20 protein-coding genes are annotated in these 24,005 nt (G+C 70.1%); 10 read left to right on the forward strand and 10 right to left on the reverse strand.

Annotated elements, in window-relative coordinates; all coding sequences use genetic code 11:
* The first annotated feature begins 136 nt into the window (after window positions 1-136).
* Window positions 137-2,416: an ATP-binding protein gene (locus BO221_RS20470; protein ID WP_143195574.1), complete on the forward strand. Its 2,280-nt coding sequence runs from the start codon at window positions 137-139 to the stop codon at window positions 2,414-2,416.
* Here BO221_RS20470 and BO221_RS20475 read toward each other — a convergent pair.
* A complete protein-coding gene (locus BO221_RS20475; protein WP_073562151.1) occupies window positions 2,413-2,838 on the reverse strand; it encodes a hypothetical protein in 426 nt (141 codons plus the stop codon). The genes BO221_RS20470 and BO221_RS20475 overlap by 4 nt on opposite strands.
* A 171-nt stretch (window positions 2,839-3,009) precedes the next feature.
* Here BO221_RS20475 and BO221_RS20480 point away from each other — a divergent pair, with 171 nt between their 5' ends.
* Window positions 3,010-3,867: an NAD-dependent protein deacetylase gene (locus tag BO221_RS20480; protein WP_073562152.1), complete on the forward strand. Its 858-nt coding sequence runs from the start codon at window positions 3,010-3,012 to the stop codon at window positions 3,865-3,867.
* A 72-nt stretch (window positions 3,868-3,939) separates the two neighbouring features.
* The gene (locus BO221_RS20485) at window positions 3,940-4,410 is read left to right on the forward strand and encodes a GNAT family N-acetyltransferase (protein WP_052518316.1); all 471 of its coding nucleotides are present in this window, start codon (window positions 3,940-3,942) and stop codon (window positions 4,408-4,410) included.
* Here BO221_RS20485 and BO221_RS20490 read toward each other — a convergent pair.
* From BO221_RS20490 to BO221_RS20530, 9 genes are all read right to left on the reverse strand, one after another.
* Entirely contained in the window at window positions 4,400-5,227 is an 828-nt protein-coding gene (locus tag BO221_RS20490; RefSeq protein ID WP_073562153.1) for a polysaccharide deacetylase family protein, read from the reverse strand. The two genes, BO221_RS20485 and BO221_RS20490, sit on opposite strands and share 11 nt — an antisense overlap.
* A 216-nt stretch (window positions 5,228-5,443) precedes the next feature.
* A complete protein-coding gene (locus BO221_RS20495) occupies window positions 5,444-6,643 on the reverse strand; it encodes an FIST signal transduction protein (protein WP_073562154.1) in 1,200 nt (399 codons plus the stop codon).
* A gap of 2 nt (window positions 6,644-6,645) precedes the next feature.
* A complete protein-coding gene (locus BO221_RS20500; RefSeq protein WP_073562155.1) occupies window positions 6,646-6,864 on the reverse strand; it encodes a hypothetical protein in 219 nt (72 codons plus the stop codon).
* 15 nt (window positions 6,865-6,879) lie between these two features.
* On the reverse strand, window positions 6,880-8,046 hold the full coding sequence (locus tag BO221_RS20505; RefSeq protein ID WP_073562156.1) for an iron-containing alcohol dehydrogenase: 1,167 nt from the start codon (window positions 8,044-8,046) through the stop codon (window positions 6,880-6,882).
* Window position 8,047: 1 nt separating this feature from the next.
* A complete protein-coding gene (locus BO221_RS20510; RefSeq protein ID WP_073562157.1) occupies window positions 8,048-8,365 on the reverse strand; it encodes an antibiotic biosynthesis monooxygenase in 318 nt (105 codons plus the stop codon).
* Window positions 8,366-8,474: 109 nt separating this feature from the next.
* Window positions 8,475-9,149 carry a hypothetical protein gene (locus BO221_RS20515; RefSeq protein WP_073562158.1) on the reverse strand — a complete coding sequence of 225 codons (675 nt, stop codon included), beginning with the start codon at window positions 9,147-9,149 and terminating at the stop codon, window positions 8,475-8,477.
* A gap of 344 nt (window positions 9,150-9,493) precedes the next feature.
* On the reverse strand, window positions 9,494-11,413 hold the full coding sequence (locus tag BO221_RS20520; protein WP_073562159.1) for a biosynthetic peptidoglycan transglycosylase: 1,920 nt from the start codon (window positions 11,411-11,413) through the stop codon (window positions 9,494-9,496).
* A 50-nt stretch (window positions 11,414-11,463) separates the two neighbouring features.
* Window positions 11,464-13,770, reverse strand: coding sequence for a DUF1592 domain-containing protein (locus BO221_RS20525; RefSeq protein ID WP_073562160.1), 2,307 nt, complete (start codon window positions 13,768-13,770; stop codon window positions 11,464-11,466).
* Between the two features lie 49 nt (window positions 13,771-13,819).
* Window positions 13,820-15,112: a DUF1552 domain-containing protein gene (locus BO221_RS20530; RefSeq protein ID WP_073562161.1), complete on the reverse strand. Its 1,293-nt coding sequence runs from the start codon at window positions 15,110-15,112 to the stop codon at window positions 13,820-13,822.
* A gap of 592 nt (window positions 15,113-15,704) precedes the next feature.
* Between BO221_RS20530 and BO221_RS20535 the strand changes: the two genes are divergently transcribed.
* Genes BO221_RS20535 through BO221_RS20565 form a run of 7 tightly spaced genes read left to right on the forward strand, consistent with a single transcriptional unit; the run spans window position 15,705 to window position 24,002 of the window.
* Window positions 15,705-16,181, forward strand: coding sequence for a chemotaxis protein CheW (locus BO221_RS20535; protein WP_073562162.1), 477 nt, complete (start codon window positions 15,705-15,707; stop codon window positions 16,179-16,181).
* Window positions 16,178-17,602, forward strand: a complete 1,425-nt coding sequence (locus BO221_RS20540) for a protein-glutamate O-methyltransferase CheR (RefSeq protein WP_158079886.1) — start codon at window positions 16,178-16,180, stop codon at window positions 17,600-17,602. The genes BO221_RS20535 and BO221_RS20540 overlap by 4 nt, the downstream gene beginning before the upstream one ends.
* Window positions 17,599-18,138: a chemotaxis protein CheW gene (locus BO221_RS20545; RefSeq protein WP_073562163.1), complete on the forward strand. Its 540-nt coding sequence runs from the start codon at window positions 17,599-17,601 to the stop codon at window positions 18,136-18,138. The genes BO221_RS20540 and BO221_RS20545 overlap by 4 nt, the downstream gene beginning before the upstream one ends.
* Entirely contained in the window at window positions 18,135-19,619 is a 1,485-nt protein-coding gene (locus BO221_RS20550; RefSeq protein ID WP_233166175.1) for a CHASE3 domain-containing protein, read from the forward strand. Before BO221_RS20545 ends, BO221_RS20550 begins: the two co-directional genes overlap by 4 nt.
* On the forward strand, window positions 19,616-21,742 hold the full coding sequence (locus BO221_RS20555) for a response regulator (RefSeq protein WP_198956151.1): 2,127 nt from the start codon (window positions 19,616-19,618) through the stop codon (window positions 21,740-21,742). Before BO221_RS20550 ends, BO221_RS20555 begins: the two co-directional genes overlap by 4 nt.
* The gene (cheB, locus tag BO221_RS20560; protein ID WP_073562164.1) at window positions 21,739-22,800 is read left to right on the forward strand and encodes a chemotaxis-specific protein-glutamate methyltransferase CheB; all 1,062 of its coding nucleotides are present in this window, start codon (window positions 21,739-21,741) and stop codon (window positions 22,798-22,800) included. Before BO221_RS20555 ends, cheB begins: the two co-directional genes overlap by 4 nt.
* Window positions 22,797-24,002: a PleD family two-component system response regulator gene (locus BO221_RS20565; RefSeq protein WP_073562165.1), complete on the forward strand. Its 1,206-nt coding sequence runs from the start codon at window positions 22,797-22,799 to the stop codon at window positions 24,000-24,002. The genes cheB and BO221_RS20565 overlap by 4 nt, the downstream gene beginning before the upstream one ends.
* The last annotated feature ends 3 nt before the right edge of the window (window positions 24,003-24,005 follow it).

Raw genomic sequence — 24,005 nt, forward strand, 5'->3', positions numbered from 1 at the left:
GTTGAGTTGTCATCTACTCATCAATCTCGCTGTCCCGGCGACACATGGTGGAGCCCGCCGCTTCGCGCTATCCCGAGAGGGGCATCGCTCATGGGCCTGGCATCCGGGCGGTGCCGGGGGGATTTCCGGCCGGAACATGCACCGCTTCCTGTCCACCGCTACGGCAAGGGTGCTCGTTCCCGTGTTGATCGCGGTGGGCGCTCTGCTGGTGGTGCTCCGGGTGGTGATGCACGAGCAGGACGCCTTGCGGCGTTACGCTTTGGCCACCGGGCAGGCCCTGGCGGCCGAGCGGCTGAACGCGGAGAGCCAGCATCTGGGCCGGCTGGTCCGTGGCGAGCTGCTCTCCCCAAGCGTCCAGATGGCGGAGGCCCTCGAGGCCTCGCGCGTCCAGTTCGACCAGACGTTGCGGCAGCTGCTCGGGACGAGCCAGGCTCCGGTGGAGCGGGCATTGCTGGAGGAGAGCGGACGTGCCGAGGCGCGCATTCGTGCCCTCGCCCTGGAGTTGATGGAGCAGCGCCAGCGAGGCGTGCCCCTGGAGCAACTGCTGCCGCGAATCACCGGAGAGCTGCAGGCCGGGCGTGAGGTATTGGACGGCCACATCCAGGAACTGCTGCGGTACGAGCGGGGAGAGATGGACGCCGCGCAGCGCCAGACGCGCGAGGTGATGGAGCGCGCCGTGCGCGTGTATCTGCTGGCGATTCCGTTCGCCATGGCCATCTTGGGGGTGCAGACGGTGTTCATCCTGCGCGAGCTCCGCCGGAGGCACACGGCGCAGGCGGAAGCGGAGCGGAACGCGGCGGAGCGCGCGGCCTCGGAGGCCCGGTTCGCGGGCATCGTCGCCATCGCCGCGGATGCCATCATCTCCATGGACGAGGCGCAGCGCATCACCATCTTCAACTCCGGGGCGGAGGCCATCTTCGGGTACAGCGCGTCCGAGGCGCTGGGGCAGCCGCTCGACATGCTCCTTCCCGAGCGCTTCCGGGCCCACCACCGCCAGTTCATCCAGGGCTTCGCCGCGGGCTCGGAGGAGTCCCGGAGGATGGGCGAGCGCCGGCTCCTCTTGGGCCTGCGGAAGACGGGCGAGGAGTTCCCCGCCGAGGCGGCCATCTCCAAGCTCGAGCTGGACGGCAAGCCCCTCCTGACGGTCATCCTCCGGGATGTCTCCGCGCAGAAGCGCGTGGAGGAGGAGCAGCGCTTCCTGGTGAGGGCCGGGGAGATGCTCTCTTCCTCGCTGGAGTCCGAGCGGACGCTCTCCAGTGTCGCCCAGCTCGCGGTGCAATCACTCGCGGACTGGTGTCTCGTCTACCTCGTGGAGGGAAAGCAGGTGCGCCGCGCGGAGGTGGCCCACCGGCAGCCAGGCAAGCAGGAACTGGCGGCGGCCATCCAGGGCTTCCCGCTCGACATGGACCAACCCTTCCTCGCGCGCGAGGTGCTGGTGTGCCAGGAGCCCTTGTTGCTTCCCCGCGTCACGCCGGAGCAGCTCACGTCCATGTCACAGAGCGCCGGGCACCTCGAGCTGCTCCGGCGGATGGAGCCGCGCTCCCTCATGGGCGTGCCGCTCGGGACGAAGGAGAGCAGGCTCGGGGCGCTGGTGTTCATCGCCTCCGAGTCCGGACGCAGCTACACCCCGGCGGATCTGGAGTTCGCCCAGGGGTTGGGCCGGCTCGCCAGTCTGGCGGTGGAGAACGCCCGGCTGTACCAGTCCGCGCGCCGCGCCACCCGGGCCCGTGACGACGTGCTGGGCATTGTGGCCCATGATTTGCGCAGCCCCTTGAACTCCATCGTCCTCAGTACCCATTCCTTGCAGCGGCGGCTACGGGCACGCGGTGGCGAGGGCGCGGCCTGGGGTGGAGACGAGGAGGTGCTGGCGATGATCCTCTCTTCCGCCAGACGCATGAACCGGCTGATCGACGACCTGCTGGACGTGGCCCGGATGGAGGCAGGCCAGCTGTCCATCAACCCGAGCCCCCAGCCCACCGAGACACTCCTGCACGCGGCCCTCGAGGCGGCCCGCCCGCAGGCCCAGGCCGGGCAGGTGCACCTGGGGCTCGAGGTGCGGGGAGCGCTGCCGTCCGTGCTCGCGGATCGGGATCGGCTCCTGCAGCTCTTCTCCAACCTGCTGGGCAACGCACTGAAGTTCACCCCGCCCGGAGGGCAGGTGAGTGTGGGGGCTGGGGTCCAGGACGGGCAACTCCGCTTCTTCGTGCGCGACACCGGGCCGGGGATCGCCCCGGAGACACTCACGCGCGTCTTCGAGCGCTTCTGGCAGGGGGACCGGAAGGATCGCCGAGGGGCCGGACTCGGGCTGTCCATCGCCCGGGGGCTCGTCGAGGCGCATGGCGGGAAGATCTGGGTGGAGAGCGAGCTGGGACGGGGCAGTACCTTCTTCTTCACCATCCCCATCGCGGGTGCCTAGCGCACGAGACGCAGCGTGCGGTAGCCCGGGATTTCCGCCGCGCGCGCCCGGACCTCGAACCAGTTGTCGCGGTACGGGTGGCCGCCGCGTGCGAGCTGCCAGAGCGAGGCGAGCCCGTAGAGGGGGAGGAACAGCGGGCCGAGCACGAGGGTCTGCATGACGTGCGCGCGCTCGTGGCGCACCAGGCGGATCTGCCGGGGGCCGTCCGCGCCGGAATAGGTGACCACGGCGCCAATGGTGAAGGCGGCGATGTGGAAGCGGCGCATGTACCAGCCGAGCGGCCCGCCCGGTTGGACGACGAAGTGGAGGATGCCTTCCTCGTCCACCGACTCGAGGCGGGTGAAGAGCATGGCGAGCATCAGGCCCAGTATCGTCACTGGGAGTGCCCAGACGTAACCGGCGAACCAGAGCACCTTCCTCATGGGCCTCATGATGCCAGCACGCCGGGGGAAACATCCTGCCCACCGGAGGTGAGCTGGCCGCTTCCTGACAGCTGGCCCTGGAAGTGACTCGCGCCGGACGATGCCCGGACGCCTGGTCCCCCGGCGGGAGTCCAGCGAGCGCGCGGAGGGCACGTTATAGATTCACCCCGAATGACCGCCCCCCTGGAACAACCCTCTCCCTCCACCGGCGACATGGACGCCCTGGCCACGTTGCTGCGGGGCCGCCGGCTCGTGGTGCTCACGGGGGCCGGGTGCAGCACCGAGTCGGGCATCCCGGACTACCGGGGGCCCGGCACGCGCGCCCGTGCCCGCAACCCCATCCAGCATCGCGAGTTCCTCACCAGACCCGAGGTGCGTACGCGTTACTGGGCCCGGAGCCTGCTCGGCTGGCCGCGTTTCTCGTCGGCCCGGCCCAACGCGGCGCACCAGGCGCTCGCCACCCTGGAGCGGGAGGGCCATGTGCTGGGCCTCATCACCCAGAACGTGGACCGGTTGCACCATGCCGCGGGCAGCCAACGGGTCATCGAGCTCCACGGGGCGCTCGCCCAGGTGCGGTGTCTGGACTGTGAGGCCATCGAGCCCCGGGTGGAGCTGCAGGAGCGCCTGCGGGCCCTCAACCCCGGTTTCGCGGAGCGGACCGCCGAGCTGCGGCCGGATGGGGACGCCGAGCTGCCCGTCGAAGCGGTGCGGGACTTCCAGGTGGCGGTCTGCACCCGCTGTGGCGGGACGCTGAAGCCGGACGTGGTCTTCTTCGGTGACAACGTTCCACCGCCCACGGTGGAGGCGGCGTTCTCGCTGCTCGAGGAGGGGGACGCGCTGCTGGTGGTGGGCTCCTCCCTGGCCATCTACTCGGGCTTCCGTTTCCTCCAGCGCGCCGCGGATCGCCACATGCCCATTGGCCTCGTCAACATCGGCGAGTGCCGTGGGGGAGAGTTGGTGGACGTGCGGGTGGAGGCCCGGGCGGGGGATGTGCTCCCCCGGCTCGTGGCGGCGCTCGCCACCGGTTGAGCCCGAGTCCTGTTGTGTGACACGGCGCTCCGGTCCAATCTCCCGGGGCCCCCCGCAACCCGAGAGGACCCGATGCCCGCAGTCATCCGCCCCGCGACTCCAGAGGACCTTCCGGCACTGGCCGCCGCGCTGGCACCGCTTCCCCTCTTCAAGGCCTATGGCCTGGAGGCCCCGGCCCTGGCGGCTCGCTTCAAGGGGGCGCTGGAGCGGGGCGAGGGCCTGCTCATGGCCACCGACGAGAGCGGCCCGGTGGGGGTTTGCTGGTTCCTCACCCGGGGCACTTTCGGAACGGGGGCCTACCTGCGGACGCTCGCCATCCGGGAGGATCGGCATGGCTCGGGCCTCGGCGCGCAACTGCTCGCCGCGTACGAGGCCGGGTGTGGAGAGCCGTCCGGGGGCTACTTCCTGCTCACCTCGGACTTCAACGAGGGCGCGCAGCGCTTCTACCAGCGGCACGGGTACCGTCAGGTGGGCCAGCTCCCGGGCTTCGCCGTCCCGGGTGTCACCGAGCTCGTCTTCTGGAAGCCGCGCGTCAGGGGATGACTCCCGCCACCGCGGGAAGCTCGGGCTCCTCCGAGGGCTGGCACGTGGGCCACGTGTGGTCCTCGAGCAGCGTGCCCACGGTGACGAGCTCGAAGCCGCGCTTGCGCAGCCCCTTGATGATGTCCGGCAGCGCCGCCGCGGTGGCGAAGCGCTTGTGGTTCATGTGCAGCACCACGATGCCGCCAGGGCTCGCCTTGCGCACCACCCAGTCCGACAGCCGCTTCGCGGGGATGGTGGTGTCCGGGTCCCCCGAGGGGAGATCATAGTTGAGGGTGACGAGCGACGCCTGGGATGCGAGCCACGCGACTCGCCGGTCCACCTCGCCGAAAGGCGGGCGGAAGTACTTGGGGATGCGGCCCGTCAGGTCATAGACGACCCGTTGCGTGCGCTGCAGCTCCTCCAGCACCTTCTGGTCATCCTTCACCTGGGGCATGTGCGGATGGGAGAAGGTGTGGTTGCCGAACTCGAAGCCCGGGTACTGCGCGAGCTCCTCGATGCGCCCCGGGTTGGCCAGCGCCCACCCGCCGCCGATGAAGAGGGTGGCCGGCGTCCCCGTTTCCACCAGGGTGCGGATGACGCGCTCGTCGTACTCGTTGTGGCGAGTGGAGCAGGCGTCGAAGGTGAGCGCCACCCGCATCCGGTTCCGGCTCCCGTTCGTCACGATGGGCGCCGTCATGCAGGCCGTGGGCTCCGGTGGGGCGGGGGCCTTCTTCTCCTCGCGAGGCGCCTCGGGCTCCTCGGGGGGAGTCCAGAGACAGGCGCTCGTGGCGAGCGCCACCAGCGTCAGCAAGGAATGCACGGGAGACCAACGGGCCATGGTGCGACGCGCTCCTGTCACCCGCCCGCGGGCGGAGGGAACGGTGCAGGTATAGCGCGGATGGCTCCCGGCTTGTTGACTGTGCAACGAGCAGTGCACCCCTGTGACGGGCCGTGTGGCACCCGTGGCGGAGGTTTACGGAGTCCTCGAATTCGGGTGCCTCCAACGGACTGGCGAGGGCCCTTGACGCGCGGGCCGAAGCACGCTCGAAGGGGCTCAGGGCCGCCCGTTGGCGAACAGCGTCAGGCTGAGTGACAGGTCCTGGTGCACGTTGCCCAGACCCGGGATGTAGCCCTGCTCGCCGAAGGTGCACAGGCCCAGCAGGGGGACTCCCGGCAGCAGCCGCGAGAATGTCCGCAGGCCCTCGTCCACGCGAGGCCCCAGTGCGCCCGCGCACCCGGCGCAGAAGATGAGCGCCGCGCCCTTCACGTCCCGCGTGGTCAGGTTGCCCTGTGCCAGCGCCAGGTCGATGAGGTGGGCCACCTCGTTCACCAGTCCCTCGGCGGTACCCGTCATCAGACACACCTCGTCCCGTGGCTCGATGCGGGCGAAGACGTCCACCGAGCCCCGGTCCGCGTGGACGTGGGCCGGGTGCACCGTCACGTAGTGGTCCCGCTGGCTCACCCCACGGCGGACGGCGATGGGCCGCAGCGCCGTCTGGGCCAGGATGTTGCCGCCCGAGCGCACCTGGTCGTCGATGGCGCCTTCCATCCAGCGCCCCAGCACCTGGGCGGCGGGCTGGCCATCCAACGTCAGCAGGGTGCGGCCCTCGGCTGACGTGGCCCGGGCCATGGCCCCCGTGGGGGTATAGGGCGTGCACAACGCCGTCCCCACCCGCACCTCGCCGAAGAGGCCCAGCAGCGACACGCCCGTGGGGACCGGGCCCTCGTGCGTGAAGACACTCCACTGTCCGGCGATGGCATGGTCCGCGGCGCTGCCTCCCTGACACGGCACGTCCGGGCACACGCTCGCGATGCCCTCCAGCATGCTCTCCTCCGCACCGGGGGAGGCGTTGAAGAGGATCATCCTCGGCATCCTGCCCCCCGCCTTGCGCACCAGCTCCCGCGCCGCGGCTTCTCCGGCGCGCCGTCCGTCCGCCTCGGTGGAGGCGGCCACGAAGGCCGTCCCCGGTGCGCCGCCCACCAGCATCACCGCCACCGCTCCGTGGCCCTCGTTGCGGACACCAGCCGCCGTGAGCACGCCCAGCGACGTGGTCACCCCATGCAATGGGACTCCGGCCAGCGCCTCCCGGAAGGCGGTGTGGACGCGGGAAGCCTCGTAGTCCACCGTCGCTGTGATGTAGGCCGCCTGGGCGGTGGCACCTCCGAGCTGGGCTCGCGCCTGCTCCACCGCGGCCTGGACGGCCTTCTCCGCATCCACGGCATCTCCGACTCCGACTCCGATCGAGACCGTCATCTTCATGCCTCCGAGAGGAGCTGCTGGAGCTCACTCAGCTCCTGGGCCGACAACAATTGGGGCAATGCCTGCTCCAGCCGTCGCAGGGCGTCAGGTGGGTCCGGATCATTCGGACCGATGCTGCGGACGTTTACTCCGCTCATCATGATGAGGCGCGCGACACCGAAGCCGAGCTTGCGCTTTTCAACGAAGGCGGTGATCCGGCTGATCCTGTTGGCCATGGGTTTCGCGGGCGCTCACCGGGAGCGGACGGCAATCTCCGTGAGCTCCTCGTCCGTGAGGGGCAGGGGGTTGGCCTTCATGCTACTGGCGGCCTTGGCCCGGGTGACGAGCCTTGGCACGTCGGCCTCCGTGAGGCCATAGCGTCCGAGTCCCGGCACGCCCAGGGCCTGGCACAGCTCCTTCACCCAGGAGATGCCCTCCTCGGCCCGGGCATCCGGACGCCCGGTGAAAAGCCTGGCCACCTCCTGGAAGCGCGGGAGCGCCGGGTGCGACGGAGCACGGGCGCGCAGCGCGCGCAGGTTCACCTCCAGCGTGGCGGGGAGCAGCGCCGCGCACACCGCACCGTGTGGTGCCTCGAACATGCCTCCCACCGGGGCGGCGAATCCATGCACCGCACCCAGGCCCGCGTTGGCCAGGCACAGGCCGCCGAAGAGGCTCGCGAGCGCCAGGTCCTCCCGTGCCGCCGCGTCGGGGCCCTCCAACACCGCGCGGCGCAGCGAGCGCGCCGAGCGGACCATCCCCTCGCGCGCCAGGGCATCGGTGAGCGGGTTGGCCCTGGCCGAGAGGAAGGGCTCGAGGAGCTGGGAGAGCGCGTCCAGGCCGCTGGAAGCGAGAACCGCGGGGGGCGCGCCCGTCAGCAACTCCGGGTCCAGGAGGGCCAGCCGCGGCAGCATGAGAGGACTGCGGAGACTCGCCTTCACCTGGGCGTCCTTCACGCCCAGCACCGCGTTGCGCGTCACCTCGGAGCCGGTGCCGGCGGTGGTGGGGATGGCCACCAGGGGAAGCGAGGGCTTCGTCAGCGCCTGTCCCCGGCCCACCACTTCCAGGTAGTCGAGCGGGTCTCCTCCGTTGGCGGCCAGCGCGGCGATGGCCTTGCCCGCGTCCAGGGCGCTGCCTCCGCCAAAAGCCACCACCGCGTCGCACCGTGCGGCGAGCGCGGCGGCGGTTCCCTCGCGCACCCGTTCCACGGTGGGCTCTCCCTCCACCGTGAATGTTTCACTGGAGAGGCCGAGCCGGCCAAGCCCCTCGCGCAGCGGCCCGGCGCGCGTGGGGTCCCGGCCCGTGACGAGCAGCACCTTGTGCCCGCCCAGGGCCTTCACCGCCTCGGGAAGCTCGGCCAGGCGGCCCGCTCCGAAGACGATGCGCGTGGCGGTGGCGAATTCGAAGCCCGTCATCGCCATTTCACCACCCCGCGTCCTCGGGGAAGCAGTTGACGTACTTCCGGGAGGTGCGCGGCTCGGCCATCATGGGCGCCACGGTGTCCCGCCACTTCAAGTAGTGGGCCGTCTCCTTGTGGGCGGCGGGCGCTTGGGGCGTCTTGTAGGCCTCGACGAGCACGAACCGTGTCGGGTCCTCGGTGTCCTGCACGACATCGAAGCGGGCGATGCCGGTCTCCTTCACGCTCTCACGCGCGTTGGCCAGGGTGGCCTCACGGAAGGCCTCGACCGACTCGGGCTTGACGTGGACGTGCACATGGACGACCAGCAGGCTGTTGGGCATGGGCCCAGAATACCCGGGAGACTCCCTCGTGAGTGGGATTCCCCGGGTGAGGTGTCGAACCTTAGGCGTTCGATTCGCCCACCGTCGTACATGGGGCAGGTAGTGTCGCTCAGCCCACCGCGCGCACGGGCGGCATGAGGCCGTCCAGGAGCGCTTCCATGAGCCGCTCCACCTCTTCCAGCGGCACGCCCTGGATGGTGAGGAAGGTCTTGCCGCCCTTGATGTTCGTCTTGAACTGCACGCGGGCGCTCTGGGCGAAGTGCCGCGAGAGGCTCTCCCGCATGAACTCGACGCGGGCCGCATCCGTGGCGGGCATGGTGGCCCGGGACGGATTGCGCTTGCCCTTCACGGCCAGCTTCAGCTCTTCCATGGTGCACTCGGCGAAAGGCTTCCGCACCACGCGCCCGTCTTCCTGCGGGACGTCGATGGGCGTGGCCCCCGGGTCACCGCTCGTGGGCTGGATGTCGGCCGCCGCCGCGTAGCTGCGCAGGGTGGTCAGGTTCATCACGCCGTACTTCTTGCACGCCTCCTCGCTGAACTCCCTCGCCACCGCGCCGTACCGGCTCAACGTCGACTGCGAGAGCGCCTTGAGCTGCTGGCTGAAGAACTGCTGGGCGCTCTCGTACTTGTTCTTCTCGGCCAGCTTGTTGTCCACGGTGTAGTTGTAGAGACGGCCGATGTTGTAGAGACCGGCGTTGCCCTGCTCCAGGTAGCCGAGGATGGAGTCCCGCACCTGCTCGAGCGTCAGCTCGGGCAGGGTGTTGCTTCCGTTGGTCTGTTCCATGACTGCTCCCCCCAATGTGGTGGAGCCGCGAGAGTGCGGCTGTGCGGTATCCAGCAACGCGCGGGCCAGGATTCAGACATGTGTATTCGCCCGTTTACGTGCCTGGTAGTCGCACGGGAGTCCCGACACTCGGAGTTCACATCCGAGATGCGGGACACCTGCGGCTTTCTCCATCCGCTTGTCGCCGACGACAAGTGAAACGGGGCGGGAGCATTCCGCTTGTCGCCGACGACAAGTGAAACGAGGCAGGAGCATTCCGCTTGTCGCCGGCGACAAGTGAAACGGGGCGGGAGCATTCCGCTTGTCGCCGACGACAAGTGAAACGGGCTGGGGTGGAACCAGCGTCAGTCTCGACCGGGAACGATGGCGCGGATCGGCGTCTCTTCGTCAGCGGGTGGCTGCGAGCCAGGATGGCCGGTGAAGATGAGCGGTGCGGTGAGGGCCTCCTGGTACTCCGTCTCGGTGAGGTCGCCTCCCTCGTGAAGTACCGCCAACAGCTCGTTCACGTGCTTCGTCCAGATGTCGGAGAGGGCTCCCCGGCTGCAATACACGTGGTAGCGCACCGGGTTGGGGATGATGGTGGCCAGGAAGGCCGACTCGCGAATGCTCAGCTCTCGCGCGTCCTTGCCGAAGTAGTGACGAGCCGCTTCGCCGATGCCGTAGAGACCGGGGCCCCACTCGATGATGTTGAGATACACCTCGAGCAGCCGCTCCTTGGGCACCGAGGCCTCCAGTCCCAGTGTGAGGAACGCTTCCTTCACCTTGCGCGCGTAGGTCTTTTCGCGGGACAGGAAGAGATTCTTGGCGAGTTGCTGGGTCAGGGTGGAGCCGCCTCGCACCTTGTCATCCGCGGGGGCCAGCAGGATGTCGCGGAGCGAGTCGAAGTCGAATCCCCGGTGCGTCCAGAAGGCCGCGTCCTCGCTGCGTAACACCGCGCGCACCAGTCGATGGGGAATCTCGGCCAGGGGCAGGTAGGCTGGATTGCTCGGACCGATGTGCAGCGCCCGCCCGCGGCCATCGGCCGTGAGGGGTTGGTACTCGAATGGCTCGCGCAGCCAGCGGAGGGGCCCCGCCCGGGCCGACTGCTTCAGCTCCGACAGGTCCAGCTTCGCTTTCACCTCCCAGTCCCGCCGCTGGAGAATGGGTCCCGAGAGCGCCAGTGAGGCCTGGAACTGGCCCTCCAACCGCGCCAACTCGGTGCCGGGCACCAGGGCCGCGGGCAGGGCGGCCATGGCCTGCTCGAAGGAGAGCGGTTGCAGCTCCGCTTGCACCGAGAAATGGGGCTCTCCGCTCCAGGCGACCTCACCTCGCACCTCGACACGTGCTTCGCGCCGCTCGCCCACCGTCAGCCGCAGGGACTCGAGCTTCACGTGCTTTGTTCGCGGGTCCCAGTGCACGCGGCCCTCGGCCGAAAGGGAGAGGGGCCCCACCGGCTCGGGCGCGAGCTGGGGGCCGCTCACGGTGAGCCCCGTCATCGCCCCGGAGAAGGTGGTGCCCGTGGCGTCCACCCGCACTTCCCCCTCCAGCGTGCCCCCTTCCATGCGCCAGGGAAGTTCCGCGAGCGACAGCAGCGGGCCCGCCGGGATACCCCGTCCCTGGAGCATCCCCGACATGCCCGGCTCCCCCGGCTGGACGGACAGCACCGCACTGCCACCGCCGGGCAGCTCCGCCGTGGCCTCCCATCGGGCTGCTTCCGCCGCGCCCGTCCTCCTCACCTGGGCCGAGAGCAGGCCCCACTCCACGCGGCCATGGCGCTCGAAAGCCAGGCGTACGTCCCTCAGCTCCAGCTCGGGCAATTCACGGGTCGTGCGCTCACTCGAGACAGGGGAGGGACGCCGATTCTGGCGTAACTGGCGCACCCGCTCGACGAGGGCCCACACCTCCTGCCCCCGTGGTCCGGCCTCCACCTGGACGCCCGCGAGCACCACGCGGCTCGCCTCGACGTGGCCCGATAGCAGGGCCCTCCGCCGGAGGTGCACGGTGACACGCGAGATGCGTACCACGGGAGGGCCTTCCGGCCGCGTCCCTGGAAGCTCCACCGGCCCCAGGGTCACCGTGCCGGACCACCCGATGTGGAAGTCGTCGCCGATGCGCACCGGGCCCAGCCGGGATTCCAGCATGGGCTTTACCCGGGCCAGCACCTGGCTGCGTGCCGCCTCCCCTCGCAGCCATGTCCGGCCAGCCCCCACGCCCACGGCGAGCAGGAGGACGAGCAACAGGAGGAGGACACGGCCTCGCTCGAGGGGACGGCGCGAGAGGGACATGGGGCTCGCGCCTCCCTATCGGCAGGAGGCGCGAGGTTCAAGCGCTCGCTCTACCGGGTCGCGCAATAGCCGAAGCTGGTGCTCTCCCCAGGGGCCAGTTCGTCGTTCCAGGACAGACCGCTGAAGGTGGTCTGGGAGCCCGAGTGGGTGAAGACGGAACTCCAGGCGTGGTTGAACCTGCCCTCGATGTCGATGGTCACGTTCCAGACGAGCGGGGCCGACCCGGAGTTGGTCACCCTGACGTTGTGGCAGTAGCCATTCCCCCAGTCGTCCTGGACGGACACGGAGACCTGGGCGTTGCCGGAAGTGGGAGGCAGGCCACCACCACCGCCGCCTCCACCGCTACCACCGCCGCCCGGCCCCGGGTTGACCGGGTCCGTGGACTCGCCCACGCGCTGGGTGAAGCGCGGCAGCTGCGTCAGCGAGATGAGCAGCTCCGGGATGCTCAGCTGCTGCTTGCGGAAGCTCTCCGTGAGCTGGCCGGCGGCGCAGGAGTCGTTCTCCCCGGAGACGCCGTAGCCGAAGCGCAGCCACTGCATCGAGAAGCAGGAGTGCACGTCCGGGCTCTCCGCCAGCTTCTCCTGGAGCCCATCCACGCCGGTGAAGGTCCCGTTGGTGGCCGCCGAGGAGAGCACCTCACCGCTCGCATCCACCGGCTGTCCGTTCGGAAGCTGGGGCACGTAACGGCCGACGCTGTCGAACTGCTCGAAGCCGAAGCCGATGGGGTCCATCAACTGGTGGCAGGACGAGCAGGCCGCGCTGGTGGAGTGTTCCTGGAAGCGCTGCCGGTTGGGCAGACCCTCGCTCACCGGAGACAGCTGGACGCTGAGACCCGGGGGCGGGGGAGGCAGCGGTTGGCACAGCAGGCGCTCACGGACGAGCTTGCCGCGGCGGATGGGCGAGGACGTCTGAGGCGTGGCCTGGCTGGCCAGGATGCTGCCGTGGGTGAGGATGCCGCCGCGGCCCGAGCTCTTCAGCTCCCACATGCGCAGGCCGCTGGCGGGGGTGGACGAGGTGCTCACCGGGCCCGACGGCAGGCGGTAGAAGGAGGCGAGCGCGTCCGTGGCGAACGTGTAGTCGGAGGTGAAGAGCTCCGGGAGCCGGCCGCTGCTGTCGCGGACGACATAGTCGAACAGCTCCGTCGTCTCGGCCACCATGGCCGTGCGGATGGTCTGGCTGAAGTCCGCGAAGGTGGCGTCCTTCTGCGCCTGGTTGATGTGTCCCAGGTCCAGCCACTGGCTCACGAAGTGGTCGAGCATGGGCCGGCTCCGCGGGGACGCCAGCATCCGGCGCGCCTCGGCGGGGAGCAGCTCCGGCTTGCCGCTCAGGGTGCCCGCCTTCGCCTTGGCGAAGAGCTCCTCGTCCGGCATGGAGCCCCAGAAGAGGTAGGACAGCTCCGAGGCCACCTCGTAGTCGTTCAACTGGTACCGCCCGTCACCGATGTGCTCTCCCAGCTCCGTGCGGTAGAGGAAGTTCGGGGACTGGAGCATGGCGGTGATGATGGCCTTGATGCCCTCGGTGTACCCGTTCGTCCCTTCCTCGGCCGCCACGGCCGTGTAGAGCGACTGGTAGCGGAGCTTCTCCGCGTCCGTCAGCGGGCGGCGGAAGGCCCGCAGGCCGAAGTCCTGGATGAACTGCTTCGCGCACTCCTCTCCCGGAGCGCACGAGACATGCCGGGACAGATTCGTCACGGCCTGCGTGGCGGCTTCCTCGGCGGCGGCGAGGAGCTTGTCCGTCAGCAACTGGCCCACCGTGCGCTCGTCCGCGCTGTTGTCGAAGCCGTGCATCACCTCTTCCGCCGGCAGGGACTGGCCCCACTGCGAGTCGAGGTAGAGCAGGTCGCGCAGCGTGTTGTCGTACTCGAAGCGGGTGAGCATGCGCAGCCGGCGTCTGGCGTTGGGGTCCGCCTTGCCCGGCTCACACGCCACCACCGCGGAGCCTTCGCAGGCCCCGGCAACGCCGTTGACGCGGTCCGCGAAGCGCTGGAGGTTGTCGTAGCGCGTGGTGTGCTGTTCCACGACGGTGCCGCCCCCGTGCCCGTTCGGGTGCAGGCCCGAGGGCTTGAGCAGGAGCAGGGGTTGGCCGTTGACCATCTCGCGCGCCATCCCGCGCACCGTCATGAAGTTGGCCTCCACCGCCCCGGGTTCTCCAGGGGGCAGCAACACCATGCGCGTGTTCGCCGCCATTCCATCGGACTTGTGGCAGGCCACGCACTGCACGGACATCGCCGGCTCCCACACGCGGGTGCGGAAGAACTCCAGGTCATCCGGGCAGCCGGAGTCGGTGGTGCAGGCGGAGAGAAGGGTCGCGGAGAAAAAGAGGGCGCCGAGGGCAGAAAGCTGCCGGGAGGGAAGCATTTGTGTGCCTCCTGATCGCGAGGGAACTGTCAGAGGGAAGGGGCGGCTGTCAGACGAGCCCGTCGAGCAGGCCGTTGGAGCGGTTGGAATCGCCGAAGGTGTCGAGCGGAGCGCCCATGGCGTGACAGACCGAGGTGAGCAGCTTCTGGTGCGGGACGCCGCTGTAACGCAGGTAGCGCCCGAAGCGGAAAGGAGTCTGCCCGCCCCCGGCGACGATGAAGGGCACCGAGCGGCAGTCGTGCATGCGGCTGTCGCCGAGTTCCTTGGCCCACACCACCAGGGTGGAGTCGAGCATGGTGCCTTCGCCCTCCAGGTTCGGGCGGTCCTTGAGGGACTGCAGGAGGTAGGCGAACTGCTGGGCGAACCAGCGCTCGCACTTGACGAGCTCCGCGAGCCCCGAGGTGTTGGAGTCGTCCTTGTGCGACAGCTCGTGGTGGGCCTCGCCGACTCCCAGCCAGGTAAACACCTGGGGCGCGACGGTGTGGGACATCTGGAGGGAGGCCACGCGCGTCATGCCGCAGGTGAGCGCGCTCACCAGCAGGTCCATCTGGGCCTTGCCCACGGCGGGGAAGTTGGCGTTGGCCTTGGCGTCCATGGAGATGGGCGCCGTGGCGGAGGGGCACCCGGGCAGGGCCACGGGCTCGGTCAGTCCCTTCTCCGTCTGGCGCAGCGCCTCCAGATGCTGCTCCAGCTTGCGTTTCTCCTCCGCGCCCACCCGCTGCGACAGGTCATTCATCTCGCCGCGCACCAGGTCCAGCATGCTCTTGCGGCGCCGCAATTGCTTGTCGGCGGTGCTCGTGTCACCTCCGAGCGCGCCGAAGAGGCGCTGGAAGGCGCTGCGCGGGTTGTCCTCGGGGGAGACGAAGACACCAGGGGCCGAGTAGGACATGCGCGTGGAGCGCGACGCGCCCCACAGGCTCGTCTGCACCCCGAACTCCAGGGAGCGGAAGCGCGAGCCCTCGCCAATCTTGCTGGCCACGTACTGGTCCACGGACATGCCCCCGGAGGTGCTCTGCGCCGTGCCTCCGCCGGTGAGCATGTTGGCCATGCCCGCGTCGTGGTTGTCCACATCCACGAAGTTGAGGCCCTCGCACACCAGCAGGTTGGCGAGGTGCGCGTTGAGCGGCTCCAGCATGCTGCCGGCGGGGAACGAGAAGGACGTCTCCGTTCCGCTCGGCCGCCAGTAGCGGTGCACCGTGCCATTGGGGGTGAAGAAGACGATGAGCCGTTTGGCCGTGAGCGTCGCCGCGTGGGCCTCACCGCCGAGGAACCGCAGCAGGGGGGACGCCAGCAGCGAGGCACCCAGCCCGGCTGTGAACTGCCTTCGCCCGATCCGAATCATGCTCGTCGACTCCGTTCCCGTGGTCCGACTCGGTGGCCCGCGCCGTGCGGTCCGGTGGCAATGACTAACTGTGACTTGGGAGTGAGACTCTGCGTGTTGTGGCTTCCCGCAGCAATGACAAATCGACCCGCGCCCCTCGGCTTCGGTCACTATCTGAATCCTGTCTGGTTCGAGGGAGGCGGGTGTAAACCCTTGTGCGACCACGCCTACGCGGCAATTCACAATTATCTGGAGGGCGACGCAAAAGTCGAGGCTTTGTGAGAGGAGGCCACATACTTTTCACGGAAAGGCTTGCAAGATTTCATCGGGCAGCGAAAAGCGTTTCGCGTGGATGCCAAATTCCTGTCTGAATTCAATGTCTGGCCCTGCGTGGAGCACACTGTGGGTGGCCGAGCGTGTGTAAGGCTTTGGCTCTCCACCCGCGCAGGTGTGCCGGAGGGTGGGCCCGGGTGCGGTGTCCGTCGCCGGCCCGCTCCCCTCCTTGCCCGGGGGGCCAGCGCCGTCCTGGTGGCCGCGGGACGCGCTTGGCCCTCGCCTTGACATACGCTGAAGGTGCATGATTTGCGTGGAGTCCGAACCCGAAGGGGGAGTCATGCCCAGGCAGGGGTCTCGCTGCTTCCTCGTCGTGAGGGCGCAGGAGTGGATGTGCGCGCTGCCGCTCGAGGACGTGGAGGAGACGATGAGGCCGCTGCCGGTAGCTCCGGTGTCCGCGGCCCCGGTCTTCGTGCGGGGTGTGTCCCTGGTGCGCGGCGCGCCGGCTCCCGTGGTGAGCCTGGCGATGCTGCTGGGCGGGGCCCTGGCCGAGGGCGGCGAGGGCCGCCGGTTCGTCTCGCTGCGGGTACCCGAGGGGCGCATGGCGCTCGAGGTGGATGAGGTCCGGGGCCTGCGGTGGATGGAGGAGGAGGGCCTGGACTCGGTGCCGCCCCTGCTGCGCGCCACCGCCAGCGGCCACCTTCAACACCTGGGCTCGTTCGACGGGCGCCTGCTGGCGCTGCTGGGGACGTCCCGCCTGCTGCCCGAGGAGTTCTGGCGCCGCCTGGAGAATCCCTCCGGCCAGGGGGGCGCGTGATCGCCACGCCCTCCCGCCCGCCGCTCGTCCGCTTCGTCGCGCTCGTGGAGCAGCGCCTGGGCCTGCACTATGAGGAGGGCCAGTGGGGCGAGCTGGTGCCGCTGCTCGCCGAGCGCTCGGCCGCGTGTGGCGTGGAGCGTTACCTGGAGCAGCTGGCCTCCCAGTCCTCGCAGGCGGAGTGGAAGGCGCTGGCCGAGCGGCTCACCGTGGGGGAGACGTACTTCCTGCGCCATCCCACCCAGCTGGAGACGCTGGTGGACCAGGTGCTGCCCACCTTCCTGCGCCAGACGTCCACCGTCCGGGTTCTGTGTGCTGGCTGTTCCACGGGGGAGGAGCCCTACTCCGTGGCCCTGCTCGCCCGCGAGCGCGGCCGCGTGGACTCCTCCCGGCTGCGGATTCTCGGCATCGACGTCAATCCTCGCTCCATCGCCCACGCCCGCCGCGCCTGCTATTCCCCCTGGTCGCTGCGCGCCGTGCCGAGCGCCATGCGCCAGCAGTGGTTCCAGCGCACCCCCGAGGGGTTCGCCCTCCAGCCTCATGTGCGGGACCAGGTCATCTTCGAGGAGCGCAACCTCCTGGAGGAGGCCTCCGCCTTCTGGGCCCCGGGCTCCTTCCACGCCATCCTCTGCCGCAACGTCGTCCTCTACTTCCCCCAGGACGTCATCCGTAAAATCGTCGCCCGCATGGCCCAGGCCCTGGTTCCCGGTGGCTACCTCTTCATGGGGCCCAGCGAGACGCTGCGTGGCATCTCCGAGGACTTCGAGCTGCTGCGCGGCGGCGACGCCTTCTATTACCGCTTGAAGCCACCCGCGCCGCCCACCGTCTCCGTGCCTCGGGCCGCGCCCGTGGCCATGGCCACCGCCACGCCCACGGCCATGGTGGCCCAGCGGGTGGCTACGCCGGCCCCCACGCCGCCGCCAGCTCCGGACGGACTGGAGGGCGTGCTGCAGCTGCTCGAGGCGGAGCGCTACACCGAGGCCTGGGCGCTGCTGGAGTCGGTGCCCGGGAATTCGAGCCCCAAGGCGCAGCTGCTGCGCGCGGTGCTTCACCTGCACGCTGGACGCCTGTCCCAGGCCGAGCAGCTGGGCCGGCAGCTCGTCACGGCGAGCGCCACCGAGGCCCCGGCGTACTACTTGTTGGGGCTGTGCCTGGAGCAGAGCGGGGACGAGGCCGGTGCCCGCGGCCGTTATGCCGCGTCCGTGCGCGCGGAGCCCACCTTCGCGTTGGCCCACCTGCGCGCGGGCTCGCTGGCGCGCCGGGCCGGTGACATGGTGGAGGCCCGCGTGGCCCTGCGCATGGCCGTGTCGTTGCTGCCGCAGGAGAAGCCCCTGCACCTGTCGCTCTTCGGCGGAGGCTTTGGCCGCCACGGATTGATGCAAGTGGGCCTGCAGGAACTGCAGGCCTGTACGGAGGTCCCATGAGTCTGCCTCGCTCCCGGACGGCACTGCGGCTGGACGAGCTGCGTGACGGCTTCGATGCCTCCTTCTCCCGCCCTCCTCCTCCCCGGCAGGAGCCCGGCGAGGCGCTGCTGCGGCTGCGTGTGGGAGGTGCCCCTCTGGCCGTGAAGCTGGGCCACCTCTCCGGCCTCCACCTCATGCCCCGGTTGGTGCGTCTGCCGGGTGCTCCGGCCACCCTGTTGGGGGTGGCGGGGCTCCGGGGGCAGCTCATCGCCGTGCATGACCTGACGGCGCTGTTGGGCCTGCAGTCCGGAGAGCCTCCCCGCTGGTTGTTGCTGGCTGGAGGGAGCCGGCGCGTGGGGCTGGCCGCGGCCGGCTTCGAGGGGCAGATGCGTGCCACCCCGGAGCAGCTGCGCTCGGGGGGTGGCTCCTCCGCCGCCCATCCCATGCTCAACAGCAACGTCCTCCTGCCGGACGCCCCGCCGCTGCCCGTGCTCGATGTGGACTCGCTCGTGAGAAAGTTGCTGGAGGACGCCTCCGGTCCTCAGCAGGGACGATGATGAAGAAGATGGTCTCCAATTTGACGTTGCGCCTGCAGTTCACCGCCGCCGTCGTCATGGTGTCGGTGCTCATCTGCCTCTTCGTCGTCCAGGCCATCCGGAGCACCCGGCAGTTCACGGGAACCGCTGTCGCCGTGGAGCACTCCCACGAGGTCATCAATGGACTGGAGCGTGTCCTCTCCAGCGCCAGGGCCGCGGAGACGGGGCAGCGCGGCTTCGTGCTCACCGGTGACGACTCCTACCTGGAGCCCTACCGCGAGGCGCAGGACAGCATCGACGCGGAGCTCTCGCGCGTGCGTGGCCTGCTCGCCGACAATCCCGTGCAGCTCCGGCAGTTGGATGCCGTGAAGTTCCTCCTCACTCAGAAGCTGGCCCACATGCGCAACAGCGTCGAGCTGCGCCGCGCCCGGGGCTTCGAGGCCGCCCTGTCCGTCATCACCACCGGGGAGGGCAAGGCGCTGATGGACGACCTCCGCCGCGTGGTGGCGGAGATGCGCGAGCACGAGCTGCGGCTGCTCCAGCAGCGTGATGAGCTGCTGAGGCGGGACTCGGCTTCGTTCGAGAGGCTGTTCATGTGGGGCGGCGGCGTCGCCATCCTCATGGTGATGGTGGCGGCCACCCTGGTGGGCCTTAGCCTGCAGAAGAAGATCGGCTCGGCCATCGAGCTGGTGCAGGACTCCTCGGCCGAGCTCCAGTCGGCGGCCTCGCAGCAGGCCACGGGCGCGCGGGAGCAGGCCTCATCCACCACGGAAATTTCCACCACCGTCAAGGAGCTGCTGGCCACCTCGCGGCAGATCGCCAGCAGCGCCCAGCAGGTGGCCCGCGTGGCGGACGAGACGGCCGGTGCCGCGCGTCACGGAAACGACACGGTGTTGCATGCCCAGGAGGCCATCGAGGTGGTGAGCCGCCAGGTGGACGCCATCGTCAATCACATGCTGGAGCTGGGCAAGCGCTCGCAGGAGATTGGCGGTATCGTGGACATCATCAACGACCTGGCCGAGCAGACGAACATCCTCGCCATCAACGCCACCATCGAGAGCGCCGGGGCGGGCGAGCACGGCAAGCGGTTCGCCGTGGTGGCCGATGAAATCCGCAAGCTGGCGGACCGGGTGGGGGGCGCCACCAAGGACATCCGCGTGGTCATCGATGAAATCCGCGCCGCCTCCAACACCACCATCATGGCCACCGAGGATGGCTCCAAGGCGGTGCAGAGCAGCACGAAGCAGTTCACCGACGTGGCTGGCAGCTTCCGGCGCATCACCGAGCTGGTGCGCGCCAACCTGGACGTGGCGCGGGAAATCGAGCTGAGCACCCAGCAGCAGACGACGGCGGTGGAGCAGGTGAACACCGCCATCCTCGAGGTGGCGCAGACGGCGCGTCAGGCCGAGTCCAGCTCCGCGCAGACGCTGCAGACGGCCACCCGGCTCATCCAGCTTTCCAAGCAGCTCCATGCCATCATCGACGCGCGCGCCTCCGCATGAGCCTGGACAACGACCCCTACCGCTATTTCCGTATCGAGGCCCGGGAGCTCATCGAGCAGCTCACGCAGGGCCTGTTCACCCTGGCCGACGGTGAGGGCGGTGCCCAGATCCTGCCGGAGCTCTTCCGCTATGCGCACACCCTGAAGGGGGCGGCGCGGGTGGTGGGGCAGGTGCCGCTGGCGGAGATGGCGCACGCGGTGGAGGATGCGCTGTCGCCCTACCGCAACAGCGGCCAGGCCCTGCCCGTGGACAGCGTGCACGAGTTCCTGCGCCTGGTGGGGCAGATGGCCGAGGCCCTGGACACGCTCGATGCACCGCCGCCGGCGCCCGCCGCCGAGATGACCGCGTCCGAGGCGGCGGTGGCGGCCGTGGCCGCGGCGGTGGCGGCTCCCGAGGCCCCCACGTCCGAGGTGGTGCGTGTGGAGCTGGCGCGGCTGGACACGCTGCTGGAGGGCCTGTCCGAGGCCGTGGTGCAGCTGGGCGGCCTGCGAGGGGTGGTGGAGGCGCTGGCGCAGGCGCAGCACGGTGCGGACACCCTCCTCGAGCAGCTCACCGCGCCGGTGGCCTCCAATGGCTCGCCCGCGGAGCGCGCCCGGTGGATGTCGCGCGCGCTGGCCGTGACGGAAGGCCTGCGCGCCTCGCTGGTGAAGGCGGGGCGGCAGTTGGGCGGCGGATTGGGGCAGGTGGAGTCGGAGCTGGGACGGCTGCGGGACGGGGCCAACACCCTGCGGCTCGTTCCGACGCAGACGCTCTTTGGCCCCCTGGAGCTGGCCGCGCGCGACGCGGCCGCCTCGCTGGGCCGCCAGGTGGAGTTTCGCGCCGAGGGCGGGGACATCCAGATTGACGGGCACGTGCTGGCGGCGGTGCGCCAGTCACTGGTGCACGTGGTGCGCAACGCGGTGGACCACGGGCTGGAGACGCCCGACGAGCGGCGGGCGGTGGGCAAGTCCCCCAAGGGCCTCTTCTCGCTGAAGGTGCAGCGGCGCGGTGGGCGCGTCTTCTTCGTATGCGAGGACGACGGGCGTGGCGTGGACCTGGGGCGGGTGCGCCAGGTGGCGCTGGAGCGGGGCGTGGTCACCCCCGCCGAGGTGGATGCCCTGGACGAGCAGGGGCTGCTGGAGTTGCTCTTCCAGTCCGGTTTCAGCACGGCGCGCACCGTCACCGAGGTGTCCGGCCGCGGCGTGGGGTTGGACGTGGTGCGCGAGATGGTGCGCCGCTTCAAGGGCGACGTGAACATCACCTCCCGGCCGGGGCTGGGCACCTGCATCACGCTCGAGGTGCCCCTCACGCTGGCCTCGTTGGAGGTGCTGGGGGTGGAGGCGGGCGGACAGCGCATGCTCGTCCCCCTGGAGTCGCTCAGCGGCGCCCTCCACCTGCCCGCCGAGGCCGTCACCTGGACGGGGTCGCGTGCCTCCATCTCCTTCGGGGGGGAGGTGCTGCCCTTCCTTCCGCTGCTGGATGCGATGGGGCACACGGGCGCTCAGCGGCCCCGCGCCTGGTCCGTGCTGGTGCTCAACGCGGGCTCCGCCGGCCGGGCCGCGGTGGGGGTGGAGCGGCTGCTGGGCATCTCCCGCCGGGTGAGCCGTCCACTGCCCTCCAGCGTGCCCCCCCTGCCGCTGGTGGCCGGGGCGAGCTTCGACGAGCAGGGCGTGCCCCTGCTGCTGCTGGACGCGGCGGGCCTGGTCCGCCTGGTGCACTCGGGCTCCTCGGGTAACGTCCCCAAGGCGCGCATCACGCAGAAGCACCTCATCCTCGTGGTGGACGACTCCGTCACCACCCGCATGCTGGAGAAGAGCATCCTCGAGGCCGCCGGCTACCAGGTGGAGCTGGCCGCCTCCGGTGAGGAGGGCCTGGAGAAGATTCAGCGCGGCGGCCATGCCCTGCTCATCGTGGACGTGGAGATGCCGGGCATGACGGGGTTGGATGTCACCCGGCGCATCCGCTCCATTCCCGCCCTGCAGGGGCTGCCCATCCTCATGGTGTCCTCGCTGGCCACGGACGAGGACAAGCGGCGCGGCCGTGATGCGGGGGTGTCCGCCTACATCGTCAAGGGCGAGTTCCAGCAGCACAGCTACCTGGATACGGTGGCCCGGTTGATTGCCTCCGGACGGAGGCCCGCATGAGCCGCCTGCGGGTGCTCGTCGTGGACGACTCGCTCACGGTGCGCCGCCGGCTGGCGGATGGCTTCGCGCTCGACACCTCATGCGAGGTGGTGGGCGAGGCGGCCGACGGCCAGCAGGCCTTCGAGCAGTGCCAGCGCCTGCGCCCGGACGTGGTGACGATGGACCTGGTGATGCCCAAGGTGGACGGGCTGCGGGCCACCGAGCTCATCATGGCCCACTGTCCCACCCCCATCGTCGTGCTCTCGGCGGCTGAGAATCGCACCGAGGGCCTGCGCACCATGGATGCGCTGGCGGCGGGGGCGGTGGACGCGGTGGACAAGCCCTCGGGCCTGCTGGACTCCAAGTGGATGCAGATGCTGTTGTCCCGGGTGCGGGTGGCCTCGCGCGTGCGCGTCATCACCCATGTGCGGGCACGGCTGCGCCAGGAGACGCCTCATGCGCCGCCCCGGGTATTGGCGCCCGCCGTGCCGCCGCGCCTGCTGGTGATGGGCGCCTCGACGGGAGGACCGGCGGCCGTGCGCCACATCCTCCGCTCGCTGCCAGCGGGTTTCCCCCTGCCGGTGCTGCTGGTGCTGCATATTACAGAACACTTCGACACCGCCATGGCCGAGTGGTTGGAGGCGCAGAGCGGGCTGGTGGTGCGCAATGCGGTGGATGGGGAGGCGCTGCCAATGCCGGGACGGGTGACTGTGCGGATGGCGCCGGGCAACCGGCACCTGGTGGTCCGCGCCGGCCGGCTGCGGCTGGTGGACGGGCCGGAGAGGCACTCGTGCCGGCCGTCGGTGGACGAGCTTTTCGAGTCCGTGGCCCGGGAGGTGGGGGCGGCCGCCATCGGCTGCCTGCTGACGGGCATGGGACGGGACGGGGCGGAGGGGTTGGCGGCGCTCAGACGCGCGGGGGCCGCCACGGTGGTGGAGGATGAATCCTCCTGCGTGGTATTCGGCATGCCGCGCGAGGCCATTCGGCTGGGGGCCGCTCAGCATGTGACGGAGCTGACGGAGATTCCCCCCCTGCTGACGGCACTCGCCCGAGCAGGAGCCAGGGAAGGAACGGCATGAAGGCACGTGTGCTCATCGTGGATGACAGCGCGACGGTCCGGGCGGACATGCGCGGGGTGTTGAGCGCCGCTGGCTTTGGCACCACGTTGTGCGAGAGCCTCGGAGCCGCCCGCAAGGCGCTGAGCGAGGGTGAATTCGATCTGCTCATCCTGGACATGGTGTTGCCGGATGGCGAGGGCGTGGAGCTGCTGGAGGAGCTGCGCCGCGTGCCCCGGACGTCGCACCTGCCCGTGTTGATGCTGTCCACCGAGGCCGCGGTGGTGCAGCGGCTCAAGGGCCTGTCTCACGGCGCCAATGACTACGTGGGCAAGCCGTATGATCCGGCGTACGTGGTGCGCCGGGCCCATGAGCTGACGCAGGTGCCCGAGCAGGATGGCACGCCCCGGCTGGTGTCGGCGGGCAGGCGCCGGCGGGTGATGGTGGTGGATGGCCGCATTGACTTCCGCCACCGCGCCTCGGACGCGCTGCGCAAGGACGGCCATGACGTCATCATCGCCGAGTCGGGTGAGGACGCCATGCGGCTGCTGGAGGCTCAGCCGGTGGACTGCATCCTGCTGGATTTGGAGATGCCAGGGCTGGATGGGCCGGAGTGGGTGCGCGCCGTGAGGACCCTGCCGGCAACGGCCCAGGTGGCCGTGGTGGGACTGACGGCCGGCTTCGACGCGAAGCTCATCTCCGAGGCGCTGGCGGTGAAGGTGGATGCCTTCTGTTCCAAGACGGAAGACATCGAGGTGCTGCGCGCGCAGGTGCGGACCGAGCTGCGGCGCCGGGCGGAGTCCGAGCAGCATGCTCCGCCGCCCATGCCGCGGACCCCTTCCGGCTCGTTCCCCGCCCTGCCGCGGACTCCGTCTGGCGCGAATCATCCCGCGATTCCAGCTCCGTCGTCGCACGCGGCTCCGGCGTCGCCGGCCGCCGCTCCCGCTCCGCCCACCGGGGCGATGCCGGGTGCCCTCTTCGAGGCGCTGGTGGCGCGCTGTGGCCTGTCTCCCGTCATCGCCGCCTCCACCATGACGCGCGCGTGCCGCAAGGCCGGGGTGGATCCGCAGCTGCTCACCGTCGCGTCGCTGACGCGGGCGTTGCCGACCATCCGGGACATGCTGCACATCTTCCTGGATGCCCAGGAGGCGGAGCGGCGCATCCAGTCCATCCAGGCGCTGACCAGGCCGGACGCGGGCGCCCAGGCCCGCTCCCGCGGCTCCTGAGGT

This window comes from Archangium sp. Cb G35 (assembly GCF_001896145.1).
Classification (GTDB): Bacteria; Myxococcota; Myxococcia; order Myxococcales; family Myxococcaceae; genus Archangium; species Archangium violaceum.

Coding starts and splice junctions, on each gene's coding strand:
- BO221_RS20545 (WP_073562163.1), top strand. CDS start 17,599: ATGAGTCTGCCTCGCTCCCGGACGGCACTGCGGCTGGACGAGCTGCGT.
- BO221_RS20520 (WP_073562159.1), bottom strand. CDS start 11,413: ATGTCCCTCTCGCGCCGTCCCCTCGAGCGAGGCCGTGTCCTCCTCCTG.
- BO221_RS20490 (WP_073562153.1), bottom strand. CDS start 5,227: ATGGCCCGTTGGTCTCCCGTGCATTCCTTGCTGACGCTGGTGGCGCTC.
- BO221_RS20525 (WP_073562160.1), bottom strand. CDS start 13,770: ATGCTTCCCTCCCGGCAGCTTTCTGCCCTCGGCGCCCTCTTTTTCTCC.
- BO221_RS20485 (WP_052518316.1), top strand. CDS start 3,940: ATGCCCGCAGTCATCCGCCCCGCGACTCCAGAGGACCTTCCGGCACTG.
- BO221_RS20470 (WP_143195574.1), top strand. CDS start 137: ATGCACCGCTTCCTGTCCACCGCTACGGCAAGGGTGCTCGTTCCCGTG.
- BO221_RS20555 (WP_198956151.1), top strand. CDS start 19,616: ATGAGCCTGGACAACGACCCCTACCGCTATTTCCGTATCGAGGCCCGG.
- BO221_RS20530 (WP_073562161.1), bottom strand. CDS start 15,112: ATGATTCGGATCGGGCGAAGGCAGTTCACAGCCGGGCTGGGTGCCTCG.
- BO221_RS20515 (WP_073562158.1), bottom strand. CDS start 9,149: ATGGAACAGACCAACGGAAGCAACACCCTGCCCGAGCTGACGCTCGAG.
- BO221_RS20510 (WP_073562157.1), bottom strand. CDS start 8,365: ATGCCCAACAGCCTGCTGGTCGTCCATGTGCACGTCCACGTCAAGCCC.
- cheB (WP_073562164.1), top strand. CDS start 21,739: ATGAGCCGCCTGCGGGTGCTCGTCGTGGACGACTCGCTCACGGTGCGC.
- BO221_RS20480 (WP_073562152.1), top strand. CDS start 3,010: ATGACCGCCCCCCTGGAACAACCCTCTCCCTCCACCGGCGACATGGAC.
- BO221_RS20495 (WP_073562154.1), bottom strand. CDS start 6,643: ATGACGGTCTCGATCGGAGTCGGAGTCGGAGATGCCGTGGATGCGGAG.
- BO221_RS20565 (WP_073562165.1), top strand. CDS start 22,797: ATGAAGGCACGTGTGCTCATCGTGGATGACAGCGCGACGGTCCGGGCG.
- BO221_RS20500 (WP_073562155.1), bottom strand. CDS start 6,864: ATGGCCAACAGGATCAGCCGGATCACCGCCTTCGTTGAAAAGCGCAAG.
- BO221_RS20505 (WP_073562156.1), bottom strand. CDS start 8,046: ATGGCGATGACGGGCTTCGAATTCGCCACCGCCACGCGCATCGTCTTC.
- BO221_RS20550 (WP_233166175.1), top strand. CDS start 18,135: ATGATGAAGAAGATGGTCTCCAATTTGACGTTGCGCCTGCAGTTCACC.
- BO221_RS20475 (WP_073562151.1), bottom strand. CDS start 2,838: ATGAGGAAGGTGCTCTGGTTCGCCGGTTACGTCTGGGCACTCCCAGTG.
- BO221_RS20535 (WP_073562162.1), top strand. CDS start 15,705: ATGCCCAGGCAGGGGTCTCGCTGCTTCCTCGTCGTGAGGGCGCAGGAG.